Below are 17,040 nucleotides of genomic sequence, written 5' to 3'. Positions count from 1 at the left end.
AAAAGAATCAAATCTTCCTGAAAAGTGTTCGATAAATGTAAGGCTTGAGGTACGGCTCCGCATTACAAAAGTAGAGCATCAAGTCTTGATTAAAAGTGTTCGACACGTGTAACGGCTGCAGAGGAGTTCCGGTCTGGCATAGTTTGAATTTTTCTAAAATAGCTTCAAATAATTCATATAAAAATAAATATTAATTTTATGATAAATAAATTGTTATTATTATAAGTTTTATTATAACCTTTGAATTAACTTGAATGCTCAAAGGCATTAACTTACATTTTCGGTGTAATGGAATAAAGACAGGCAAAACCATGAAATTATGACTAAACTTATTGGCATTCCAGATGAAGTTGTTTTGAATAAAATTTACATTATTCGGGACCAGAAAATAATGCTGGATAGTGATTTGGCGGAACTCTATGGTGTAGAAACAAAACAATTAAAACGGCAGGTCAAAAGGAATATGGAACGGTTTCCTCACGATTTCATGTTTGAAATGTCTCCTGATGAATATGCAGCTTTGAGGTGCCAGATTGGCACCTCAAATGAAGGGCGCGGAGGATTGCGATATATGCCATTTTGTTTTACAGAACAAGGTGTTGCTATGCTATCAAGTGTTTTAAATAGTAATCGTGCTATTCAAGTCAATATTCACATTATTCGTGTTTATACAAAATTAAGGGAACTCCTCTTGGCACATAAGGATGTTTTTTTACGAGTAGAACAGGTTGAAAAGCAAATGATGAAACAAGACCAGAAAATAGAACTGTTATTTACATATCTGAGCAAATTTGTAGATAAGAATGATGATCCCAGAGTGCAAATAGGATACAAAGTATCAGGAAAGCCCTGAGAATAGAATAGTAAATTAAATACAAAATTATAAACCTTCAAATCCACTATATGAAATAGAAAATTAAAATAACATATCGATTACTTCTTAAATGAGGTATTAATTAAAGAGTCTCGCCCTCTGAATTCTCACACTTTCGCAAACGAGACAATAGGTTAATGCCCATAACAAATATTATTGTACTTTTGAAGGTGCACTATAGCGTTATGGGCTCTATTGTTAATCCGTTTTGCCAGGCCGTGAGAAGCCCAGAGGGACGGTATTTAGAGTCCGCTATAGTGCATCTTCATTTAACTTATTTATAGTTAAAACAGGTCGTCAAGCTTCTTTCTAAATCCCCGTCGGGACTCATATTATTAATTCTTAAAAACAATAATATGAAACTCAATCAGCAAGAAAATTGCGAAACTATCTTTTTTATTCTGGAACCAAGCTGCGAGTCAGATATTCCTGTACATGTAGCCTTTGATGATGCAGATGCAGCTAAGGCCTATTTAAACCGCTTTAGAACATACAGTGATGGGCAAATTGTGAAATGCCGCCTTAATCCGGGCTTTTACACGAACATCACTAAAGACTGCTTTTTTGTCCAGCTGAACTGGCAAAATGATGTCTACGTTATTTCTCTCGTGAATGATTTAGAACGATCGGAACTGGCCGTTAACGGACATTACTTCTTTGAAGAAGAACAAATTTGCGTTTATGTAATGGCTGTATCTGAAAAAGAAGCCTTACAAACTGCGCAAAAAATTAGAGATAAAGCTTTCGCTTGTAAGGAATTTAAACCGAAAGCCTTTGTTCAGGCAAGCAAAAAATTGATTTACAGTAATTAAAACCGAGAACTATATGGAAACGACCCAGATTAAACCAGAAGATGATGAATTGCTGATTGCGGAGATCATCGAAGCCGAAAAACCTAAACACCAGCGGTACCATTATCATATTGGTAAATTAATTAAGTTCCTGAATTATAATAGCAAAAATAGAGCTGAGCCAAAACTAGCCGAATTAAAGGCAATAATGCATAACCTATGGCAAAACTCTGCAAGTCATTGGCCGGAAGACAATAAAATGCTTATTTGGGCCTGCCATTTTACGATCAGTAAAATGTTGGTTAAAGAACGCAGAAAGAACAAGCAACTGCCTCATGGCATGACTGAAGGTATTCAGTTGCTGACTTTAAAGGATATAAATGAGTATTATGCTTTTGCAGGAGTTGTGCTTATGGCGATTAATGAAACAGATGTAGCTACAATTATGTGTTGTACAAAAGCAAAATTGAGCAGGATGCTGGAACAGCAAATACCAACTTATTATAGAAATCACCTCTTCCGACAGAAAGATTTTAATGCTTGAAAAAAACACTGTGAAAAATTTCGTAAGAGTTAATTCACCTGAGTTTCTGCCTTCGGTCTTACTAGGGTGTTAGTAGGGCCTTAGTAGGGCGTTACTAGGGCCTTGCTTTACCCCTTAGCCCTACTAAGGCCCTAGTAATGCCCTGTTAAGTATAAGTTAATGCCTAGGTAAATATAAACTCAGAACAGGAACATACAAACACAGACCAAAAACTAACAGAAACTCCATTGGTTTCCTATCGAACATTGGAGTTTTGTTTGATAATTAACCTAAAATTTACCTTAAACAGACGAAATAGCGTCGATTTATTGTCTACTTTTGTATAGTGTATTTTTTACACTAACTACGATACGGAAAATGAAGAAAAGTTTACTTGCGTTAACCCTTGGGGGGCTGGGTATTGGCATTACAGAATTTGTAATGATGGGTTTGTTACCAGATATTGCTAAGGATTTAGCCATCACCATCCCGCAAGCTGGTCACCTAATTTCCGCTTACGCATTGGGCGTGGTTATTGGTGCTCCGGTATTGGTTGCCATTGCAGGTAGCTATCCTCCAAAAAAGATACTAATGGCTTTGATGTCAATGTTTGTAGCCTTTAATGCGCTTTCAGCATTTTCTCCTGATTATACCACCATGTTTATTGCACGTTTGTTAGCTGGTCTACCTCATGGTGCATTTTTTGGTGTGGGGTCGGTTGTAGCTAGTAAGCTTGCTGAAAAAGGAAAAGAAGCTCAGGCAGTATCATTAATGTTTGCCGGTTTAACCATTGCAAACGTAATTGGTGTACCCCTGGGTACTTTTATTGGTCACAATTACTCCTGGAGATACACTTTTGTCATCATCGTTATTGTAGGTTTGATTACGTTGTTAAGTTTAAAATTATGGATGCCAGCAATTCCGGCAACCAAAAACAGGGATTTGAAGAAAGAACTAGGGTTTTTCAAGCTTCCTGAAGCATGGCTGATCATCCTTATGATTGCCATCGGAACAGGTGGTTTGTTCTCCTGGTACAGTTATATTGCACCTTTATTGACAGATGTAGCTGGTTTTTCAGCAGATTCAATTACTTACATTTTAGTATTGGCAGGATTGGGAATGTTGGTAGGTAATTTTATCGGTGGTAAATTAGCTGATAAATTTTCTCCTGCTAAAGCCTCAGTTTCCTTACTGATTGCCATGGCAATCACCTTATTTATCGTACATTTTATCTCTACGAATCAGACACTTTCATTGGTTATGACCTTTGTTACCGGTGCAGTTGCTTTTGCATTAGCGGCGCCTATACAAATGTTAATGATTAAAACAGCGAAAGGCTCAGAGATGCTTGCCGCATCTGTTAGTCAGGCCAGTTTCAATATCGGTAATGCACTTGGTGCATTCTTAGGTGGTTTACCTTTAGCTGCTGGTTATAGTTATACATCACCAGTTGCAGTGGGAACGCTAATGGCATTAACTGGTGCCCTGTTTGCATGGATGCTCATTTCAAGGAATAAAAGACTGGCGATAGCTGCATAGAGGAATAATAAATTTATCTTTTTTAGTAACTTGCTATAATTCAGTAATTAGTATTTAAACATCTGAATTATGGAAAAAATTACCAATAAAGGGTTACTACTTTTGGCTATATTATCGCCGATACTGGCTAATGCTCAAATAACGCAGCCAGGAAAAACTATAATGAAGTATCCAGAAACGAAAGAAATTGCTGTAAAAGACGATTATTTTGGCACCGAGGTAGCTGACCCTTATCGCTGGCTTGAAGATGATCGATCTGAAGAAACAAAAGCATGGGTAACTGCACAGAACGTTGTTACTCAGAAATATATGGCCCAAATCCCTTATCGCAACGATATTAAGGCGCGTTTGACCCATTTAATGAATTACGAAAAGTATTCCCAGCCTTTTAAAGAAGGCGCTTACACTTATTTCTATAAGAATACAGGACTACAAAATCAAAGTGTATTGTACCGTCAGTTAGAAGGAGGGGAACCCGAGATTTTTTTAGACCCGAATTCCTTTTCTAAAGACGCGACAACTTCTTTGTCGAGTATTGATTTCTCGAAAGACGGGAGCCTGTGTGCTTATCAGCTTTCTGCCGGAGGGTCGGACTGGACAAGTGTAGTGGTCATGAAAACAGCAGATAAAACAATTGTAGGTGATACGCTTACAGATGTTAAATTCTCGGGTATAGCCTGGCAGGGCAATGATGGGTTTTATTATTCGAGTTATGATAAACCTGTTGCCGGTAGTCAGTTATCTGGTTTAACCCAATACCACAAATTATATTTCCATAAATTAGGTACTCCTCAAAAGGAAGATATACTGGTGTTTGGCGGAGAAAAAACACCACGCAGGTATGTTAGTGCTGATCTTACGGAAGACGAACGTTATCTGATCATTTCGGCTGCAAATACAACTTCAGGTAATGAGCTTTATATTAAAGATCTTAAAGATCCGAATGCCGCAATTATTACTGTTGTCGATAGTTTTGATCAGAATCATTCAATCATAGATAACAGAGATAGTAAGTTATACATTTATACGAATTTAAAGGCACCTAACGGACGTATTGTTACGGTAGACGCAGCTGATCCAAAACCTGCTAACTGGAAGGAACTGATTAAAGAAACAAGTAACGTTTTAACACCTTCGGTAGGCGGAGGAAAGTTGTTTGCTAATTATATTGTGGATGCAGTAAGCAAAGTTCTGCAATATGATATGGAGGGTAAACTGGAACATGAAATTGAACTTCCAGGGTTAGGGACCGCAGGAGGTTTTAGTGGTAAAAGGGAGGAGAAGGAGCTGTTTTATGTCTTTACTTCTTATGTGTATCCGACCACAATCTTTAAATATGACGTGACTGCAGGTAACTCTGTTGTATATAAAAAATCCGGTGTTGATTTTGATCCGCTGATGTACGAATCCAGGCAGGTTTTTTATATCTCAAAAGATGGTACAAAAGTACCTATGATCATCACTTATAAAAAGGATATCCCTTTAAACGGTAAAAATGCTACAGTTTTATATGGATATGGTGGTTTTAATGTGAGCCTTACTCCAGCATTTAGTACCTCTGTGCTTGCACTGTTAGAACAGGGAGGGATTTATGCAGTAGCTAACTTAAGAGGGGGGGGCGAGTACGGCGAGAACTGGCACCTTATGGGAACCAAGCTGCAAAAACAAAATGTATTTGATGATTTTATTGCTGCAGCTGAATTTCTGATCCGTGAAAAGTATACTTCCAGCGATTATCTGGCTATAATGGGCGGCTCGAATGGCGGCTTACTGGTTGGGGCTGTGATGGCACAACGTCCGGAGTTATTTAAAGTAGCGTTCCCGGCAGTAGGTGTGCTGGATATGTTGCGGTATCACAAATTTACTTCTGGTGCCGGTTGGGCCTATGATTATGGAACTTCTGAGGATTCGAAGGAAATGTTCGACTATTTGTATAAATATTCACCAGTACATGCTTTAAAATCAGGTGTGGCGTATCCTGCAACTTTGGTTACCACGGCAGATCATGATGATCGGGTGGTACCTGCACATTCTTTCAAATTCGCAGCAACACTACAGAAAGATCAGGGGGGAACTGCTCCGGTATTGATTAGTATTCAAACCAATGCAGGACATGGTGCTGGAAAACCTACAGATAAGGCGATTGAAGAAATTGCCGATAAATGGGCATTTATGTTTTACAACATGGGACTTGAATACAAAAGCCTGCAATAATTTATAACTATATTGGGTCTGTTAATACATATCAGATCATGAAACGAACCATCATCTTATTTACATTTATTTTTATGAGTACACTTGCTTCGGCACAATCAACGGACGAAACTAAAATTGCAGAATTAACTGAAAAACTACGCGCATCAATGATTAGCGGGAATAAAGCTGATCTGGAGAACCTTGTTTGGGATGATCTGACTTATGGGCATTCAAACGGACATATTGAAGATAAGTTGGCTTTCGTTACGGCTTTGTCTACTAAGACATCAGACTTTAAAACTATTGAACTATCGGAAGTAGCCATTACCATAGCTGGTAATACGGCTATAGTACGCCATCTTTTAAGAGGAAATACCAATGATGGGGGGATTCCTGCCAAAGTTAATCTGGGTGTGGTATTGGTATGGGAAAAAAGAACCCAGGACTGGAAATTACTGGCCCGACGTTCTTTTAAAATCAGCTACTAGTTGCCCTTTACTTATTTTAAACGACTAAAGAACCTGGAGACATCTCTTTCATCACTTGAATAGAACTCCAGTTTCTTTTCTTTTCCATATAAATACAACGCAGGATATTGTTTAGGATGAAACAATGGGATGAAAACATGATCACGATCTTGTAGCGTGGAGACGTTTTTCATGGTTTTCAATGGTTTTCCAAAGTTGTCCATGAAATAATTGATAGAGCGAAATTCATCCTGTGAAACCATATAAAGGTTTACATTCTCTAATTCTTTACTTCTTTTAGATATATTGGTAGCTACTTTCTGGCAATGGTCACAAGTTGCGTCAAATAATATGATCATTGATTTAGTCCCTTTAGGAATTAAGTCAGTTGAGAAATTACTGCCATCGGCCTTGTAGAATATTGCCTTAGGCATATCTGTTCCAACGATTGGTTTTTGCGCATTGGCATTTAATGTAAAAGCTGTGACGATCAGTGCAAGGAATAGTTTTCTCATAGTCGATGATTAGTTTGCTAATATCTGATTCTATTTAAATATTACTGTCATTTTAATTCAATTATCGGATGAAACAAATGTACCCTCAGGTTGTTTTGTATCTGACAATGATATCAGTTAATGTAAACAATTTCTTATGAAACAAAGATTATTTTTAGCAGCCTGCCTGCTTTTTTCAAGTTTAAGCTATGCACAGGATATTCCGGTAAGCAGCGTACCAGCCGTAGTCATGAACTCATTTAATAAAGCTTTTCCTAAAGCTGTTAAGGTAGAGTGGGAAATGAAAGGTGATCTTTACAATGCTGATTTTGATGTTGAACGCAGAGACCATGAGGTTTGGATAAATAGTAAAGGCGCTATTGTTAAACATAAGCAGGAAATTAAATCCAGAGAGCTTCCGGCGGCAGTAGCCAATAGCTTAAAACAAAATTTTAAAGGATTCTGGATTGATGACGTTGATAAATACGAGGTTGGTAAACAGTTTTTTTACAAAATTGAGTTAAAAACACTTACCCAGGAGAAAAATATAGTGGTAGATAGTAAAGGAGCTATTGTGAACAGGATATTATAAGACTATTTTTAAATAGCTCCACTATACAGCTCTGAAGGAAAAGTAAGGTTAAATATACTGCCTTTATTTACTTCAGAGCTTACTTTAATCTCTATTCCATGGTATAAGCAAATACTTTTCACTATCGAAAGACCTAGCCCATGTCCTACATTTTCTGCAAGATTCGTTTTCCTGAACCTATCAAATATAAAAGGCTGCTCGTCAACAGCAATCCCAATACCAGTATCTGCGATCGTAATCTGATATCCGGATCTATTTAATAACTGGTCGGAAATTGTAATGTTTCCCTTTGTAACGTTGTACTTAATCGCATTGTTAATCAGGTTATAAAATAGCTGGAACAACAGGTCTTTGTTTACATGATTTAAAGATAAGTCCGACATCAGGTTCAATGTGATGCTTAATTCTTTTTCCTCCAACCGGTGGGTTATTTCTTCAACTACTTCATTTATAAGTTCGCTTGGTTTCAGGGTGTCAGACTTTACGAACTGTTCATTGTCTATCCTGGAGATGAGTAGCAATGAGTTTGAAATTTTCTTTAGCCTGTTCAGCGTTTTCATCATTTCTACTATTCGTAGTATCACCGCATCGCTTAGTTGTTCATCGCCAAGCAGGTTCTCCATTTTATTTTGAAGGATGCTAATTGGCGTCATTAGTTCATGTGATGCATTGGCTGTAAATTCACGTTCCTTTTCAAAAGCTTCATTGATCTGGTCCATTAAAGATATTAACGAAGCATCAAGGTACTTAAAATCATAGGTGGTGGTCAGTACCGGAGAAGTATGGTCTTTAAAAGGGAATTTTTTATTGATTAGTTTTGATTTGATAATTTTTCCAAGCGGCCTGATGAGCATTCGGGTGAAGAGCAGGTCGAACAATAAACTAAGTGCAATTAATCCCATTAATACGTATAAAGCAATACGTTGTAAGGGCCTGTTGTATTGATTGATACTGGAAACGGTCTTGCCAATTTCGAGCAGGTAGGGTTTTTGCTGGAAATTAAAGGTATGCATCAAAATTCTGTAGGTGAGTGTGTCCCTCTCCACCACTCGACGTTCAGTTTTTATGGTGTCTACAGGTACACCGACAGCTGCTGGTTCTAAAGCAATATATTCTTCCTTTAACATGGTATAACTACCATAGCTGTCATCACCCTGAAGGTAATGGTTTATCCCGTTTTTCTGTACCACATTAATTACCTTATCCTGTTGTCGGCGCAGTGAATAATTGGTGTATTCAGAAACGATACTGTCGATCAGAAAAGGTAATGATATGATAAACAGCAATACAACGGCTAATTTCGAGCCGGTTATAAACAGGATTAGTTTTGATGATAATTTCACTTTACTTTTTTATTCTATAGCCCACACCACGTACCGTCTCCAGAAAATCTGCAGGTGCCCAGGCATTTAATTTCTTCCTTATGTTTTTGATGTGGGCGTCAATATAATTGGAGTCATAATCATCGTCAGCAAAAGTACCCCAGATATGTTCACTAAGTTGCATACGGGTAAGCACACGGTTGCTATGCAGGAAGAGGTAACTGAGCAGGTCGAATTCCTTACGCGACAATTCGATTTGTTTTTCATTGAAGAGCACAAATCTTTTTTGAAGATCAAGTTTAAAATCTCCAAGTGGAAGCAACTCTTCTTTAACATTAAATTTACGACGTGCAATGGCCTGCATCCTGGATTGTAATTCAAGTAAGGAGAAGGGCTTAGGCAGGTAGTCATCTGCCCCCAGATCCAGTCCGGTAATGCGGTCTTCAAGGTTACCTCTTGCTGTTAAAATGATATATGCAGCATCCGGATTATGTTTTTTTGCTTTTGGCAATAAGGTAAGGCCATCACCATCGGGCAAACCGAGATCAAGTAAGATGAAATCATAACTGTTCATCTCCATTTTGTCAACTCCGTCTTTAATGTTATGGGCGAGGTCGCATATATAGAAAGCCTTTTTAAGGAAGTCTACCATTTCATACGCCAGTGTTTTTTCATCTTCAACAATCAAAACTTTCATGCACGTAATTAATTAGTTTCTTCTTCTGTTATCCTTATCAGATTTTCCTTTTTTGTCTGATTTAACTTCTCCCGGTTTCTCTTGTCGGCGGGACTGAGGGACTTCTTTTACTTCAGGTTTCTTACTGTCTCTGCCACGGTCTTGTTTTTTCCCTTTTTTATCCTGAAAAAAATCAACGTCAGACTTTATACGTATAGGAGTGATGTTAGTGGCGAAAGCACCAAATGGAAGTCCTACTATAAGTAGTGCAGCTGTAATGGATCGGAATAAACGATTTATGCTCATGATGTAAATATATGGAAAGTTTGCCTCCTCGGAGGCAAACTAACGCACCCTAATTATAAGAACAGGTGTACTATTATAATCTGCGCCACACAGATTGATACAAAGTTGACTACTGAACATGAAATTAACATGAAAAATAAAAAGAATAATAATTTAAAAAATTCATGTTGATTTCATGTTCGGTGTGGAGATTTGACCTAACAACACACAAATGAAACATTAAAATAACAAGGCTATGAAAAGATTAATTTTATTAGGGATGCTCGGTATATTAGGATGGATGCCATTCAAGGCAGAGGCGCAGGTGAGTATAAATGTAAATATTGGCTCACAGCCTTTGTGGGGACCGGTCGGCTATGATTATGTAGATTATTATTATATGCCTGATATCGAATGTTATTATCATGTGCCTAGACGTCAGTTTATTTATATGGAAGGTAACAGGTGGAGGTTTTCGGCTTCTTTACCTTCGAGATACAGAGGTTATGACCTCTACGGCGGTTATAAAGTAGTGGTGGATTCTTACAGGAACTTTGATTACGACAGAAGACACTATTCAAGATATAGAAATTATAGAGGACAGAGGGTAATCAGATACAGCGATGATTCAAGGTACTATGTTGTAAAGGGACATCCACATTACGGACATGGGAAAAAATACTATTCGAGAGATAATGACAGGAGACATGACAGATGGGATAATGATCGTGGACATGGAAAATGGAAAAAAGGTAGAGATCGTGATGATCATGGTCATGGCGGCAGAGACCACAGAGGGCGTGGCCGGGATAGAGATTAAAAATAGAGATTAATAAACACACACTAAAACCGAAAGGGTGCTACATGTTAAAATGTGCACCCTTTTTTGTTATAGGATCTTGCAGCGGGTTTTAACCTTTTTTCTAACGAAGTTAACAGATTGTTTTTCTAACAACACAATAAAATTGTGATCTCAACGCTATATTTGCATTATGAGTTTACCATTACGCATCACCTTTGAGGAAAAGGATTATACCTACATTGTTTTAACGAAATCAATAACAAAAGAAACTAGTTCGATTCAGATTAGCCTCAGTGGTGTAGAATACTCACTTTCGCGTAATTTAAAAGGTGATTGGGATGCCGCTGATACAACGGTTGGTGATCAACCTGACTTGCTGAAGGCAATAGCAAGAAATATCAAGCTCCGGTATCGACTATAAAAATCGACATCCCTACGCAGGTATCACTTTTTTTAGGAACTCAAATCAATTTCGGGTCAACATTGTTTTTAAATTATTAAACATTTAAAAACTGAATGTTATGGAATTCGAGCCAACTACCAGGGTTATTTATGTAACAGAGGAAGGTGATCAGGTATTTACTTTTATCAGGGAAGTTAATGCTAATGATGGATCATATATGATCGATTTTGAAGGTACAGTGGTTCCCGAACATAAACTAAAGTTAAATAACTATTCGGATTTTAGTGTTCCGCGCTCCATAAGTAAAGATCATATAAGGACATATCATTATGACCAGTTGATTGATCATATTGTAACTTATCTGAATGAACATCATGCTGATAAACATTTGAAAATTTATCGCGAAATGGATACAATTTATTTTGAAACTGTATTCCGTACGCCAAAAACGCCGGAAGAAAAAAAGCTTTTCCAGGAGGTCGTTGATAAGTTTAATAAAGTCATAGGACAGGTTAATAAGGCAATAAAAAGTCGTTTTAATAAGCTGATTGAGGTTATCCTGAAATTTCCTTCTAATACCCATCATCTGCATTCAATTCGGGTATAGCACACCGCATAACGTTTTTTAATGATGCGGTGTTTTATGACAAACTTTTTTGTGTGTATCGTTGTTGTTACAAATAGGACTGTACCTAAATACTAAATCACTATTGTTATGGATTGGGATGAAGAAGATTTGAATGACCTTGCTATACGCTGGTACTTTTTATATATAGATGTGTCTATTATACCAGGTATAGCTGATGATATGATGATGTCAGAATGGGTTGAAGACGAAGTAACATTGAAAAAAATATTAAAATTGGGAGGGTTTACCTTTATTGTACCCCTGAGTATTTTTGTAGATAATGACAATTCATTTGACATCTGGCTGGATGCAGATGGAGATATTCAGGGGAGTGAGCTGTATTGTAACGAAACTTACGGATAAAATAAAAAAGGTGCAGTCCATATTAAATGGTTGCACCCTTTTCTTCATAGGTAGATTTCTTTTATTGGTTGGTAATGATCTTGCTTCCAAGTGAACGCTCTGCGTCGGAAGGCTCTAATAATCCTGTAGCAATAACAGTATAAGATTTACCAGCTTTAAATTCAAAACTCTCCAGAGTTACTTTCGTTTCTGATGTAGCTTTGTCTTTAATTTCAAGTACATAAGATTTAGCTTCAACTTCAATAAAGGCACTACTTGCTTTGTATGCTTTGTCAGATACGATTACATTACCGTCTTTAACAGCCAGATTAAATGCCGGTGCACCAGGTGAAAGGTTAATGAATCTTATAAAGGCTTTTGTGGAAGTTACATTCCCTAACTCATCTTTAATAGTTAGGAAATCCAGATTGGTTCCTCTGTCAATTAAAAACAGGCTGTTTGCAGTATTGGCTTCTAAAGTCACATTTTTAGTGATCAGGCTTTCAGTGCTACTGGCAGTAGTGAATTTAACGCTATGATTGCCCGGTGTTAGTCTCATATAACCTAATGTTCCACCAAAATCAACAGCTCCTTGTGTATTGGTCTTGGTTTGGTCTACATATATATTAAATGTACCTGTTGTAGGTGAGGTATTAGTAATGTTTAAAAAAGCGACTTCTTGTTGTTGAACTTCATTTTTTGAGCAGGACTGCACCAATAAAGTTCCCATTGAAAATAACGTTAATGCACCTAGTTTTCTAAAGTTTCGTGTAAGTGACGTGGTAAAGTTGTTCATGTTCATAATGATTAGGGTTTGTGAAATTAACTTTAATAAAGACGTAGAATGTCATGCTAACGCTACAATAAAATTAAAAAAAATGTAGTTACATTAGAGCATTTAAAAGAAACACCTCAGTTTCACTAGTAAAAAAGAATATAATGAAGGTAATAATAGGTTCAGATCATGCTGGCTTTAAATATAAAACAGTACTGGTTGCGGCATTACAGGAAAAAGGTTATAAGGTGATCGATTTAGGGACAGACACTGAGCTGCCCAGTGATTATCCGGATCATGCAGCTGATGTTGCCAGGGCAATTATAACAAAAAAAGGAGAAAAAGGTATTCTTGTATGCGGCAGTGCTGTTGGTGTAAGCATAGCTGCCAATAAATTTAAAGGTATTAGAGCTGGGGTTTGTCATGATACTTATTCAGCACATCAGTCTGTAGAACACGATGATGTAAATATTCTCTGTATGGGAGAAAGGGTCATTGGTGTTGAATTGGCAAAAGATATCGCTTTTGCATTTTTAAGTGCTGAATTCTCGCGCGAAGAACGACATGTCAAAAGACTGGCGAAGATAACATCATTGGAAAATAATGAATTGTAAGCCTGCATGAAGTTATACGTCTACGCGATTCTAGCCCTTGTTGTTTTTAGCTTGTACCAATGTCAGACACATAAAAAAAACATCGATGCCAGCAATATAATTCTCCCCGACACCACACAATCTCCGGTAATACCTGCTGATGCGGCGATAAGACTAATGAAAGTAGAAGATGGTTTTGAAGTGAAACTGGTCGCCTCCGAGCCTTTAGTTACGGCACCGGTAGCCTTAACATTTGATACAAAAGGTCGTATATGGGCGGTGGAAATGGTTGGATATATGCCTGATGTTTATGGAAAAGGAGAAGATAAACCCAGTGGAAAAATCGTAATCCTGGAAGATAAAAACGGTGATGGTTTGATGGATACCAGAAAAGTATTTTTGGACTCATTGGTGTTACCCAGGGCTATATGCCTGGTTGAAGGAGGGATTCTTGTCGCAGAATCGCCAAACTTATGGTTTTATGAAATTAAGGGTGATAAACCGGGCAATAGAACGCTGGTAGACGCTAAATATGCTGCAGCCGGGAATGTGGAACATCAGCCAAACGGTCTGTTGCGTGCAATAGACAATTGGATTTATAATGCAAAGTCGACCAAAAGGTACCGTAAAAAAGGAAAGCAATGGTTGATAGAGAAGACTCATTTTAGAGGGCAGTGGGGGATTAGTCAGGATAATTATGGCAGGTTGTATTATAACGACAACTCCACCAACCTCATAGGTGATTATTTTACTCCTGGTTTTGGTGCAATGAATCCAAATATGCAGCATGTAGAAGGGTATGAAGAAAGAACAGTTAATGATAACAGGGTGTATCCGATGCGTCCTACACCTGGCGTAAATAGGGGATACATGCCAGATGTCTTAGATGATAGTTTACGCTTAAAGAATTTTACTGCGGCTTGTGGACCGGTGATTTACAGAGGAGATCTCTTTGGTGCAGCATTTGAATTCAATGCATTTGTGGCCGAACCTACGGCTAACTTAATTAAAAGAAATATACTTCAGGAGAGGGGCACTGTTGTAACTGGTGAACAGGCTTATAAAGGAAGAGAGTTCCTGGCTAGTATTGATGAACGTTTCAGGCCGGTAAGTTTGTATAACGGTCTTGATGGTGCTTTATATGTGGTTGACATGTACCGGGGTATTATACAGCATAAAACTTATGTTACTCCTTATTTAAAGGATGAGATACTGAAAAGAAAGCTTACTGAGCCTTTGGGATGTGGAAGGATTTATAAAGTAGTTCCAAAGGGTAAAGCATTGTCTGCAGTTAAGTTTAGTGCTGATCCGGAAGCCTTGGTTGCGTTGCTCGGCCATGAAAATGGACTTGTGCGGGACATGGCTCAACAGCAATTAATTGATGGCAGATATAAAATGGCTATTCCGTATTTGAGGAAAGCAATTACTAATCATGCTCATCCTTTAATGGTTATCCATGCTATGTGGGTACTTGAAGGACTTTCTGCTTTACAGACGAACGAGGTGCTTACTTTATTGAAGTCGGAGGATGTTGCTGTTAAAATACAGGCATTAAGTGTTTTGCCTTCGGTAATTAATGCCGGTTCACATAAGTATTACATTGCTCTACTGGAGCAGTTGCTTGAAAAAGGCGATCCCAAAATTGCCCCATACCTCGCTTTTGTGGCTGAATATCTAAAACCGTATCAGGCTGATGCAGCTCAGGAACTATTGATTGCGCTGTTAAAGAAGTATCCGAAGGATGCTTATGTTTCCAGTGCTGTGCTAAGTAACCTTACCTATAGAGAGGAATCTTTTGCTGATATGATTATGGAAGTGCTTCCTGATACAAATGTTGTCATCAATAAACAGCTAAAAAAATTGATTACAAGGATTAGAAATACGCGCAAGAACCGGGATCCGGATCTATTGAATAAGGAATTTCCTAAAGGTGCTGCTTTGTTTGCATCGAGCTGTCAGACTTGTCACGCTGCTGATGGTAATGGAATCAGTTCGCTGGCTCCACCGTTAAACAAATCAGAATGGGTAACTGGCGATAAGAATAAACTCATTTCAATTGTGTTGTATGGATTAACCGGACCAATAAAGATTAATGGACATGTTTATGAGGCCCCTGAAATATCTGCTGATATGCCGGGTATAGCACATAGTGAGGAAATATCAGACGATGATGTGGCCCAGGTGCTGAGTTTTATCCGTGGTTCATGGCAAAATAATGCGGATAAGGTTAGTATTGATGAAGTAGGAAAAGTGCGTAAACATAATCAGGGGAGAGAAAAGGCGTTTACCGTTGCAGAACTAGATAAAATCAGGCTTAATTAATGTGGAAAAACTGTTGATAAGAGGTTGATAACATGTTAATAAAATAAATCTAAATATATTTGTTTTTTGATCTAATTGTCTGTAAATTAGATCTATCAATTACGAAGTACTTTGACAGTCTGAAGAAATGTTCTAAAAAGAGATACTTAGCCTCCGGGCAAAAGACTCTGGAAATTTCGAAGACACAATACGAATCGGATTCAAAGGAAACGGAGAAGAAGATTTAAATCGCGCCGATGTCGAGAAGATACGGAGGTGAATTGTAGTCAGGACAGACATTACAGCAAATGATCACATTCTACGGAAAGGATCAGGAGAATAATTTAGACGGGGTTCAAAGTTTTTAGGAACTAAGAATACTACGAAATGTTAAGTATATAATCGAATTGGTGCTTTTCTTAAAGCTACGGCTTGAAGAAAGGTGGAAACGGAGAACTTGAATCGAAAGAAGAGAGTCTCCGTTTTCTTTTTTTTACACGAATCCTATATTTACTTTCCAGAATATCTAAATGGTCCGGCATTTCGTAACTGACCTTAAATTATTAATTACATTATTTTTTTTGATTACTGGTAGATAAGTTATCTAATTGATATTCAGATTATTTTTTGTTTGTATTTGATATGTTACTCAATTTGAAAGGTATTGTTCTAATGAGATAATTATTACTCATATCTTAGGATTAACACTTAAAAACAAATACACAAATGAAAAACAAAATCTTAACTGCTATTGCAGTAATGGCATCCCTATGCGGATACGCCCAGACCAAGGGAACCAGTGCGCTCGGCTTTGGAATCACCACCGACAAAAGTAAAACTGATTATCGGGATCAAACTGGAATAATCAGAACCGATGAAAGAACCCTAAATAACTTTACATTAGGTTACGGCTTTTTTATTAAAGACAATGCCAAACTAGGTATAGATGTTAATTACGGTAACCAAGAGTATTTTTATGAGGGGGGTGTTTCAGGTTGGGATTCTAAGAGTTATGGTGCTGGCGTAAATTATCAGCATTATTATCCACTTATTAAAAAGCTCTATGCGTTTGCCGGGGGATCAGTTGGTTATAGTTATTCGAAAACTGATAATAAAGATCCTAATAATGCAGATAGGATATCCAGGTCTTATTCGGCTGGTGTAAATGGCGGGGTTACCTGGTTTTTTTCTCGCAGGTTTGCCATTGAATCTAATTTATTATCTGCAAATGCATTTTATATGACCAATAAGGAAAAAGGAATTGATCAAAGTACTCCAGGTAGTTACGAAAATAATTATACTAGTTTTAATTTGAACAGTAGCGGCGTTTTCAGTAACCTTGGCTTTAAAATTTATGTATTATTCTAAACATTAATTTCCCAAATTAATACAATGGTTAAAGCACTCTTCGGGGTGCTTTAATTGTTTTTGCCCATA

The 17,040-nt window shown here is 37.6% G+C and carries 19 protein-coding genes; 14 read left to right on the top strand and 5 right to left on the bottom strand.

Annotated features, from left to right (window positions below):
* Window positions 1-319 precede the first annotated feature (319 nt).
* The 6 genes from R2Q84_RS01435 (at window position 320) to R2Q84_RS01410 (ending at window position 6,411) form a co-directional block, all read left to right on the top strand.
* Complete coding sequence (locus tag R2Q84_RS01435) at window positions 320-853, top strand: ORF6N domain-containing protein (protein WP_316814737.1); 534 nt, start codon at window positions 320-322, stop codon at window positions 851-853.
* 377 nt (window positions 854-1,230) lie between these two features.
* A complete protein-coding gene (locus R2Q84_RS01430; RefSeq protein WP_316814736.1) occupies window positions 1,231-1,686 on the top strand; it encodes a hypothetical protein in 456 nt (151 codons plus the stop codon).
* Window positions 1,687-1,699: 13 nt separating this feature from the next.
* Complete coding sequence (locus R2Q84_RS01425) at window positions 1,700-2,209, top strand: hypothetical protein (RefSeq protein WP_316814735.1); 510 nt, start codon at window positions 1,700-1,702, stop codon at window positions 2,207-2,209.
* Window positions 2,210-2,512: 303 nt separating this feature from the next.
* Window positions 2,513-3,727, top strand: a complete 1,215-nt coding sequence (locus R2Q84_RS01420; protein ID WP_316815942.1) for an MFS transporter — start codon at window positions 2,513-2,515, stop codon at window positions 3,725-3,727.
* A gap of 69 nt (window positions 3,728-3,796) precedes the next feature.
* Window positions 3,797-5,941 carry a prolyl oligopeptidase family serine peptidase gene (locus R2Q84_RS01415; protein WP_316814734.1) on the top strand — a complete coding sequence of 715 codons (2,145 nt, stop codon included), beginning with the start codon at window positions 3,797-3,799 and terminating at the stop codon, window positions 5,939-5,941.
* Window positions 5,942-5,979: 38 nt separating this feature from the next.
* Entirely contained in the window at window positions 5,980-6,411 is a 432-nt protein-coding gene (locus tag R2Q84_RS01410) for a nuclear transport factor 2 family protein (RefSeq protein WP_316814733.1), read from the top strand.
* An 11-nt stretch (window positions 6,412-6,422) separates the two neighbouring features.
* Here R2Q84_RS01410 and R2Q84_RS01405 read toward each other — a convergent pair whose 3' ends face one another.
* The gene (locus tag R2Q84_RS01405) at window positions 6,423-6,905 is read right to left on the bottom strand and encodes a hypothetical protein (RefSeq protein WP_316814732.1); all 483 of its coding nucleotides are present in this window, start codon (window positions 6,903-6,905) and stop codon (window positions 6,423-6,425) included.
* A gap of 136 nt (window positions 6,906-7,041) precedes the next feature.
* Here R2Q84_RS01405 and R2Q84_RS01400 point away from each other — a divergent pair, with 136 nt between their 5' ends.
* Entirely contained in the window at window positions 7,042-7,476 is a 435-nt protein-coding gene (locus tag R2Q84_RS01400) for a PepSY-like domain-containing protein (RefSeq protein ID WP_316814731.1), read from the top strand.
* A gap of 8 nt (window positions 7,477-7,484) precedes the next feature.
* On the opposite strand, the gene R2Q84_RS01395 is transcribed toward R2Q84_RS01400, so the two are convergent.
* Genes R2Q84_RS01395 through R2Q84_RS01385 form a run of 3 tightly spaced genes read right to left on the bottom strand, consistent with a single transcriptional unit; the run spans window position 7,485 to window position 9,780 of the window.
* On the bottom strand, window positions 7,485-8,819 hold the full coding sequence (locus R2Q84_RS01395) for a HAMP domain-containing sensor histidine kinase (RefSeq protein WP_316814730.1): 1,335 nt from the start codon (window positions 8,817-8,819) through the stop codon (window positions 7,485-7,487).
* A 1-nt stretch (window position 8,820) separates the two neighbouring features.
* Entirely contained in the window at window positions 8,821-9,495 is a 675-nt protein-coding gene (locus tag R2Q84_RS01390; protein WP_316814729.1) for a response regulator transcription factor, read from the bottom strand.
* Window positions 9,496-9,507: 12 nt separating this feature from the next.
* Window positions 9,508-9,780 (bottom strand): hypothetical protein, encoded by a 273-nt coding sequence (locus R2Q84_RS01385; RefSeq protein WP_316814728.1) that lies wholly within the window; start codon window positions 9,778-9,780, stop codon window positions 9,508-9,510.
* A gap of 235 nt (window positions 9,781-10,015) precedes the next feature.
* Between R2Q84_RS01385 and R2Q84_RS01380 the strand changes: the two genes are divergently transcribed.
* The 4 genes from R2Q84_RS01380 to R2Q84_RS01365 all read left to right on the top strand — a co-directional run bounded on the left by R2Q84_RS01380 (window position 10,016) and on the right by R2Q84_RS01365 (window position 11,955).
* Complete coding sequence (locus R2Q84_RS01380; RefSeq protein ID WP_316814727.1) at window positions 10,016-10,579, top strand: hypothetical protein; 564 nt, start codon at window positions 10,016-10,018, stop codon at window positions 10,577-10,579.
* Between the two features lie 172 nt (window positions 10,580-10,751).
* Window positions 10,752-10,982, top strand: coding sequence for a hypothetical protein (locus tag R2Q84_RS01375; protein WP_316814726.1), 231 nt, complete (start codon window positions 10,752-10,754; stop codon window positions 10,980-10,982).
* Window positions 10,983-11,082: 100 nt separating this feature from the next.
* The gene (locus tag R2Q84_RS01370) at window positions 11,083-11,571 is read left to right on the top strand and encodes a hypothetical protein (RefSeq protein ID WP_316814725.1); all 489 of its coding nucleotides are present in this window, start codon (window positions 11,083-11,085) and stop codon (window positions 11,569-11,571) included.
* A gap of 108 nt (window positions 11,572-11,679) precedes the next feature.
* Window positions 11,680-11,955 carry a hypothetical protein gene (locus R2Q84_RS01365; RefSeq protein WP_316814724.1) on the top strand — a complete coding sequence of 92 codons (276 nt, stop codon included), beginning with the start codon at window positions 11,680-11,682 and terminating at the stop codon, window positions 11,953-11,955.
* A gap of 61 nt (window positions 11,956-12,016) precedes the next feature.
* Here R2Q84_RS01365 and R2Q84_RS01360 read toward each other — a convergent pair whose 3' ends face one another.
* Window positions 12,017-12,736: a DUF4397 domain-containing protein gene (locus R2Q84_RS01360; RefSeq protein WP_316814723.1), complete on the bottom strand. Its 720-nt coding sequence runs from the start codon at window positions 12,734-12,736 to the stop codon at window positions 12,017-12,019.
* Between the two features lie 137 nt (window positions 12,737-12,873).
* On the opposite strand from R2Q84_RS01360, the gene rpiB reads away from it, so the two are divergent.
* From rpiB to R2Q84_RS01345, 3 genes are all read left to right on the top strand, one after another.
* The gene (gene rpiB / locus R2Q84_RS01355) at window positions 12,874-13,323 is read left to right on the top strand and encodes a ribose 5-phosphate isomerase B (RefSeq protein WP_316814722.1); all 450 of its coding nucleotides are present in this window, start codon (window positions 12,874-12,876) and stop codon (window positions 13,321-13,323) included.
* Window positions 13,324-13,329: 6 nt separating this feature from the next.
* Entirely contained in the window at window positions 13,330-15,624 is a 2,295-nt protein-coding gene (locus R2Q84_RS01350) for a c-type cytochrome (protein WP_316814721.1), read from the top strand.
* Between the two features lie 705 nt (window positions 15,625-16,329).
* Entirely contained in the window at window positions 16,330-16,971 is a 642-nt protein-coding gene (locus tag R2Q84_RS01345) for a hypothetical protein (RefSeq protein ID WP_316814720.1), read from the top strand.
* The last annotated feature ends 69 nt before the right edge of the window (window positions 16,972-17,040 follow it).

The sequence above is a fragment of the Pedobacter nyackensis genome (genome assembly GCF_032678475.1).
GTDB lineage: Bacteria > Bacteroidota > Bacteroidia > Sphingobacteriales > Sphingobacteriaceae > Pedobacter > Pedobacter nyackensis_A.
The sequence above is the reverse complement of the archived record's forward strand: the minus strand, read 5'-3'. Positions and strand labels throughout refer to the sequence as shown.

Coding starts and splice junctions, on each gene's coding strand:
- R2Q84_RS01435 (WP_316814737.1), top strand. CDS start 320: ATGACTAAACTTATTGGCATTCCAGATGAAGTTGTTTTGAATAAAATT.
- R2Q84_RS01430 (WP_316814736.1), top strand. CDS start 1,231: ATGAAACTCAATCAGCAAGAAAATTGCGAAACTATCTTTTTTATTCTG.
- R2Q84_RS01425 (WP_316814735.1), top strand. CDS start 1,700: ATGGAAACGACCCAGATTAAACCAGAAGATGATGAATTGCTGATTGCG.
- R2Q84_RS01415 (WP_316814734.1), top strand. CDS start 3,797: ATGGAAAAAATTACCAATAAAGGGTTACTACTTTTGGCTATATTATCG.
- R2Q84_RS01410 (WP_316814733.1), top strand. CDS start 5,980: ATGAAACGAACCATCATCTTATTTACATTTATTTTTATGAGTACACTT.
- R2Q84_RS01405 (WP_316814732.1), bottom strand. CDS start 6,905: ATGAGAAAACTATTCCTTGCACTGATCGTCACAGCTTTTACATTAAAT.
- R2Q84_RS01400 (WP_316814731.1), top strand. CDS start 7,042: ATGAAACAAAGATTATTTTTAGCAGCCTGCCTGCTTTTTTCAAGTTTA.
- R2Q84_RS01390 (WP_316814729.1), bottom strand. CDS start 9,495: ATGAAAGTTTTGATTGTTGAAGATGAAAAAACACTGGCGTATGAAATG.
- R2Q84_RS01385 (WP_316814728.1), bottom strand. CDS start 9,780: ATGAGCATAAATCGTTTATTCCGATCCATTACAGCTGCACTACTTATA.
- R2Q84_RS01380 (WP_316814727.1), top strand. CDS start 10,016: ATGAAAAGATTAATTTTATTAGGGATGCTCGGTATATTAGGATGGATG.
- R2Q84_RS01375 (WP_316814726.1), top strand. CDS start 10,752: ATGAGTTTACCATTACGCATCACCTTTGAGGAAAAGGATTATACCTAC.
- R2Q84_RS01370 (WP_316814725.1), top strand. CDS start 11,083: ATGGAATTCGAGCCAACTACCAGGGTTATTTATGTAACAGAGGAAGGT.
- R2Q84_RS01365 (WP_316814724.1), top strand. CDS start 11,680: ATGGATTGGGATGAAGAAGATTTGAATGACCTTGCTATACGCTGGTAC.
- R2Q84_RS01360 (WP_316814723.1), bottom strand. CDS start 12,736: ATGAACATGAACAACTTTACCACGTCACTTACACGAAACTTTAGAAAA.
- rpiB (WP_316814722.1), top strand. CDS start 12,874: ATGAAGGTAATAATAGGTTCAGATCATGCTGGCTTTAAATATAAAACA.
- R2Q84_RS01350 (WP_316814721.1), top strand. CDS start 13,330: ATGAAGTTATACGTCTACGCGATTCTAGCCCTTGTTGTTTTTAGCTTG.
- R2Q84_RS01345 (WP_316814720.1), top strand. CDS start 16,330: ATGAAAAACAAAATCTTAACTGCTATTGCAGTAATGGCATCCCTATGC.